Origin of the sequence: Protofrankia sp. CiP3 (assembly GCF_917627345.1) — a bacterium.
Lineage (GTDB): Bacteria > Actinomycetota > Actinomycetes > Frankiales > Frankiaceae > Protofrankia.
On sequence record NZ_CAKJTM010000169.1, the window covers coordinates 1 to 6,343 of the forward strand.

The following is a 6,343-nucleotide window of genomic DNA, read 5'->3' on the forward strand; positions in this document are numbered from 1 at the left end:
CCGTCAGCTGGCTGCTCGTGCCGTCCTGGTTGACGGCGCTGCCCCGGATCACGGCGAGTATCTGATGGCCGAGGCGCTGGGCGTCCGACAGCCGTTCGAGGAGCAGAATACCGACGCCTTCGGCGAGGCTGAAACCGTCGGCGGCGGCGGCGAACGGCTTGCACCGGCCGTCGGGGGCCAGCGCGCGCTGCCGGCTGAACTCGATGAACGCTCTGGGGGTGGCCATGACGGTGGCCCCGCCGGCCAGGGCCAGGCCGCATTCGCCGTTGCGGAGTGCCTGGCTGGCGAGGTGGACGGCCACCAGCGAGGAGGAGCAGGCGGTGTCGACGGTTATCGCCGGTCCTTCCAGCCCCAGGGTGTAGGCGATACGGCCGGATGCGACACTCGTGGTGCTGCCGATCAGAACATAGCCCTCGATGTCCCTGGCGGCTTTCTGGGCCAGCCCGGGAGCGTAGTCCTGGGCGATGACCCCGGCGAAAACACCGGTGTCGCTGCCGCGCACGGAGGCCGGGCTGATACCGGCATTCTCGAATGCCTCCCATGCTGTTTCCAGGAGCAGCCGCTGCTGTGGGTCGGTGGCGAGTGCCTCGCGTGGGGACATTCCGAAGAAGGCCGCGTCGAAATCGGCCGCGTCGTGCAGGAATCCACCTGCCCGCGCATAGGACGCACCGGTTTGCTCCGGGTCGGGGTGATGCAGGCGATCGATATCCCAGCCACGGTCGACGGGCAGGCCGGTGATGACCTCGTTTCCGTCGGCCACCAGTTGCCACAGGCTTTCGGTGGACCGCACACCGCCGGGGTACCGGCCGCTCATCCCGATGACCGCGATGGGTTCCCGGCTGGCTGATTCGACCTCCGCCAGGCGCTGCCTGGCTGTCCGCAGATCAGCTGTCGCCCGCCGGAGATAGTCGCGGAGCTTCTCTTCGTTCGTCACGGCGTCTCGCTCTCCCTATGGCTACCGCTCCGATGTGTCTGACTGGGGATTCCCAGCTCGTTGTCGAGCGCGGCGAAAAGTTCCTCGTCCGTTGCCGAACCGAGGTCGGCTGCCGGGCTGAGGCCGGCTGGCGAACTGCGGCCGTCCTCTGCGGAGCCGTGCGCGCGCGAGGTGCTGTGCATGCTGTTCCACATCCGCAGGAGCCCCTGGATGCGTGTCGCGATCTCGGTGTGCTCGCCATCGTCCAGCGCTGTCGTTGACAGCGCAGCCGTTGACAGCGCAGTCCGGAGCCGGTCGATTTCGGCGATCAGCGGTGTTGCCGAAGCCGTGGACGCGGGGACGAGCTGGGTGCGCAGGTAGGCGGTGAGCGCTGCCGGGGTGGGATGGTCGAAAAGCAGCGTGGTGGGGAGGCGCAGGCCCGTCGCCGCGTTGAGCCGGTTGCGGAACTCCACTGCGGTGAGGGAGTCGAAACCCGCGGCGAGAAAGCCACGGTCGGCCTCGATGATGCCCGGATCCGCATGGCCGAGGACGGTTGCGGCGGTCGTCCGCACAAGGCCGATCACCTGACGTTCCTGTTCATTGTCTGGCTGGCCGGCCAGCCGCTGCGCAAGAGATTTCTCCGCAGGTCCGGCGTCGTTCGTCACGACCCGCCGGACGGGTATGCGGACAAGGCCACGCAGGATCTCCGGAATGTTCTCGGAACTGCCCTGACGCTGGATTTTCAGCGTGTCGATCAAAGCCGGTACGAGGCTTGCGCACGGCGTTGTCATGGCTGTGTCGAACAGTTTCAGGGCGACCTCGGTGGGCAGCGCGATGAGCCCCGTGCGGTTCATCCGGGTCACGTCGGTGTCCTGGAGATGGCTGGTCATGCCGCTGGCCTGGGCCCAGTAGCCCCACGCCAGTGCCGTCGCGGGCAGGCCGTGCGCATGTCGGTGGTGGGCCAGCGCGTCGAGGTAGGTGCTGGCGGCGGCGTAGTTCGCCTGGCCGGCGTTGCCGAGGATGCCCGCGACGGAGGAGTAAAGGACGAAGGCGGACAGGTCGAGACCGCGGGTCAGCTCGTGCAGGTTCCAGGCTGCGTCGACCTTGGGACGTAACACGGTGTGAAGGTGGTGCGGGGTCAGGGCGGTCACGGTGGCGTCGTCCAGCACGCCTGCGGTGTGGATGACAGCGGTCAGCGGGTGCTGGCGGGGGATGGCGGCGAGCAGCGCGGCCACCGCGTCGCGATCAGCGGCGTCGCAGGCGGCGATGGTGACCGCGACGCCCAGCGCGGTGAGCTCGGCCGTGAGTTCCGCGGCGCCGTCGGCGGCGTTCCCCCGCCGGCTGGTCAGCAGCAGGTGACGCACCCCGTGGTGGGTGACCAGCCGACGGGCGGCGAGCTGCCCCAGCACACCGGTCCCGCCGGTGATCAGCACTGTGCCGTCGGGGTCGAGCGGGACGGGAAGGGTGAGCGCCAGTTTGCCGGTGTGCCGTGCCTGGCTGAGGTGGCGCAGGGCCTGTGGCGCGTGGCGGACGTCCCATGCGGTCACCGGCAGCGGACGCAGCACTCCCTGCTCGAACAGCGCCACCAGCTCGGCCAGGATCTGCCCGATGCGCTCGGGCGTCACGTCGCGGAGCAGGTCGAACGCCCGGTAGCTCACGGTGGGATGGCCGGCTGCCACGTCGTGCGGACGGCGCACGTCGGTCTTCCCCAGCTCGATGAAACGGCCATCCGGACGCAGCAGCCGCAGGGACGCGTCGGTGAACTCGTGCGCGAGGGCGTTGAGGACGACGTCGACCCCACCGGCGGCAGTGTGGAACTTCCGCTCGAAGTCAAGGGTGCGGGAGGAGGCGATATGGTCGTCGTCGAGTCCCTGGGCCCGGAGGACCTGCCACTTGCCGGGGCTTGCGGTGCCGTAGACCTCGGCACCCCAGTGCCGCGCGAGCTGGACCGCGGCCATGCCGACCCCGCCGGTGGCGGCGTGGATGAGGACCGTTTCGCCGGGCCGGAGCCGGGCCAGGTCGGCCAGCGCGTGGTAGGCGGTGAGGAAGGCGACCGGGACGGCGGCGGCCTGGGTGAGGGACCATCCGGCGGGGATGTGGACCAGCAGGCGGTGGTCGACGACCGCCGACGAGCCCAGCATGCCGGGAAGCAGGCCCATGACACGGTCGCCGGGGGCGAAGCCGGTGACGTCCGGGCCGACGTCCACGACCACACCGGCGCCTTCCGCGCCGATGCGGGCATCCCCCGGGTAGACGCCCAGGGCGATGAGCACGTCCCGGAAGTTCACCCCGGCCGCGCGCGTCGTGAGGCGAATCTGCCCGCGGGCCAGCGGCTGGTCCGCTTCGGGGTGGGGCACCAGAGCCAGCGTGTCGAAGGTGCCGGGGGTGGTGACGGCCAACCGCCAGGACGGGGTGTCCAGGGGCGGGATCAGTGTGTGCGTCCGGGCCGTGTCGAGCGGGGCCAGGTCCCGGTGGGGGCGGTGCCGGGCCAGCCGGGGGACGTGGATCTCCCCACCACGCAGGGCGAGCTGCCCCTCGCCGGTGGCCAGCGCGGCCGGGAGCGCGTGCAGGGAGTCCGGGTGGTGGTCGAGGTCGAGCAGGACGAGCTGGCCGGGATGTTCGGACTGCGCCGCGCGGACCAGGCCCCAGACGCCGACGGCGGCAAGGTTGCCGACGTCCTCCCCGGGGCGGGTGGCGACCGCGTCGTAGGTGACCACGACCAGCCTCGAGGAAGCGTACCGGTTGTCGGCCGACCAGGCCTGCAGCACGGCCAGCGCCTGCCGGGTGGTCGTGTGCACAGCCTCCGCGCCGGTGCCGGCTGGGCACGGCAGGAGCACGGTGTCGGGTACCGGGGCTCCCGTGGCGATGGCCGCGGTGAGCGAGGCCAGGTCCGGGCAGGTCTCGACCGATGGACGTGTCGGCACGGCCAGGGCGGCCAGGGCGGTCAGGCCCAGGGCGTCCGTCCCCAGTACGGTCCACCGACCCGGCGGTGGGCTCTCGCGGGGAACATCCACCACCGGCCAGGTCAGCTCGAACAACGGCTCCTCCGGCATCCCACGGGCACCGGCGAGATGATCCGTCGAGGTCATCCGCAGCACCAGGGAGCCGATGGCGGCGACGGGCGCGCCGGTGAGGTCGCTGGCCCGCAGCGTCACCCGGTCGGTGCCGGTCGGCTGGACGTGCACCCGCAGCCCGCGGGCACCTGTCGCGGACAGCGACACGCCGCTGACGGCAAAGGGGAGCCGGATTGCGTGCGCCGTGTGCTCCCCGTCGCTCTCGGCCTCAGTCTCGGTCTCGGTCTCGGTCTCGCTGGCGGGGACGAGACCCACCGCCGCGTGCAGCGCGGCGTCCAGCAACGCCGGATGCAGCCCGAACCGGCCTGCGTCGGCCTGCTGCTCGGGCGGCAGGTGTACCTCGGCGAACACATCGTCCCCGCGCCGCCAGGCGGCTCGAAGCCCTTGGAAGACCGGCCCGTAGTCGTAGCCTCGGGCGGCCAGACGCTGGTAGAGGCCTGTCACGTCCACCGCGGCCGCGCCCGCGGGCGGCCAGGCCCCGGCCAGTTCATCGGACGCCGCTACGCCCGCGATCGTGTCAGCGCTGGTCAGGATGCCGGTCGCGTGCCGCGTCCACGCTCTGTCCGACCGGGTTCCCTCGACGAGGGTGCTGGCAGGGCATGAGTGGATGCTCACCGTCCGCCGGCTCGGGTCGTCCCCGGCTCCGACGATCAGTTGAAGCCGGATGCCGACACCGTCGGGCACGACCAGCGGGGCTTCGAGCGTGAGCTCGGCGATCTCATCGCAGCCGGCCTGGTCGGCTGCATGCAGGGCGAGGTCGACGAAGGCGCTGGCGGGGAACAGGACCGTGCCCGAGACGGCGTGGTCGGCAAGCCAGGGGTGGGCCGCCAGGGAGAGCTGCCCGGTGAGCAGGACGGTGTCACCGTCGGCGAGGGTGAGGGCCGCGGCCAGCAGCGGATGGCCGACGGGGTCCAGGCCGGCAGCGGTGACGTCGTTCCCGGTGGGCGCGGCCAGCCAGTAGCGCTGGCGCTGGAAGGCGTAGGTGGGCAGGTCCGTGCGTCGGGCGGCCGGGCCGAACACGGCGGTCCAGTCGGGGCTGATGCCGTGGACGTACAGGTGGGCCAGTGAGGTCGACAGACGCCGCCAGCCGCCCTCGTGCCGGCGCAGAGTGCCGGTGACAGTCGTCGTGGCGTTCTCGCCGACGGAGGTGTCGTCGATGGTTTGCTGGATGCCGACGGTGAGCACCGGATGAGAGCTGGTTTCGACGAATGTCCGGTGCCCCCCGGCGAGGGCGGCGCGGACCGCCGGGTCGAGGCGGACGGTCTGGCGCAGGTTGCGGTACCAGTAGTCGGCGGTGAGCTCGGTGGTGTCCAGGAGCATGCCGGTGACGGTGGAGTAGAAGGCGATGGTGGCGGGGCGGGGCGTGACGTCCGCCAGCAGACCGAGAACTTTTTCCCGGATGTTTTCGACCTGGGCGGAGTGGGATGCGTAGTCGACCGGAATCTTCCGGGCCGGGACGTTCTGCGTTGCGTAAGCGTCCAGAATGTCGTCGAGTGTGTCCGGGTCGCCAGAAACAACAGTGGAGTGGGATCCGTTGATTGCGGCGATGTTGACACGGCCGCCGTTGACCCGGTCACCCAGCCGCGCGAGGTGCTCCGCCACCGTGGCCGCGGGCAGCGGAATGGCGACCATGCCACCGTGGCCAGCCAGTTCGCTGAGCGCATGGCTGCGCAGCGCCACGATTTTGGCGGCGTCCTCCAAGGTGAGAGCACCGGCTATGTGGGCGGCCGCGATTTCCCCCTGGGAATGGCCGATGACGGCGTCGGGGTGGATGCCCAGGGACTGCCAGAGACGGGCGAGCGAAACCATGATCGCAAACAGGGCGGGCTGCACGACGTCGACGCGCTCCAGCGTGGGGGCGTCGGGGTGGCCGCGCAGCACGTCGAGCAGGGACCAGTCCACGAACGGCGCCAACGCGTCCGCGCACGCTGTCAGCTGCTCGGCGAACACCGGGGCGGTGCCCAACAGCTCCACGGCCATCCCGGCCCACTGCGCGCCCTGGCCGGGGAAGACGAACACGGTCTTCCCGGGGTCACCGGCCACGCCCTCGACGAGGCCGGCGGCCTGTTCTCCCCGGCTCAGCGCCTGTAGGCCGGTCAGGAACTCGGCACGGTCACTGCCAACCACCAGCGCTCGACGCTCGAACGCGGTCCGGGTGGTGGCCAGGGAGAACCCGACAGCTGCCAGGTCCACGTCTGTCCGGGCGGTGACGAAGTCGTGCAGTCGCGCGGCCTGTGCGCGGAGCGCGGACGCGCTCCGCGCGGACAGCACCCAGGGCATCGGCGCGGGCGCGGATTGTCCGGCCGCGGTCGTGCCGCCGGGAGCGTCCGTGCCACGCAGGGCATCACCGTCGAGG

General features: G+C 71.2%; 2 protein-coding genes. Both read right to left on the reverse strand.

The annotated features are described in order from the left end of the window. The coding region (locus tag MJ797_RS25360) for a beta-ketoacyl synthase N-terminal-like domain-containing protein (protein ID WP_239342044.1) at positions 1-934 on the reverse strand (934 nt) is incomplete at its 3' end. Beyond that, positions 931-6,258: an SDR family NAD(P)-dependent oxidoreductase gene (locus MJ797_RS25365; protein WP_239342046.1), complete on the reverse strand. Its 5,328-nt coding sequence runs from the start codon at positions 6,256-6,258 to the stop codon at positions 931-933. The genes MJ797_RS25360 and MJ797_RS25365, both read right to left, overlap by 4 nt. Positions 6,259-6,343 lie beyond the last annotated feature (85 nt).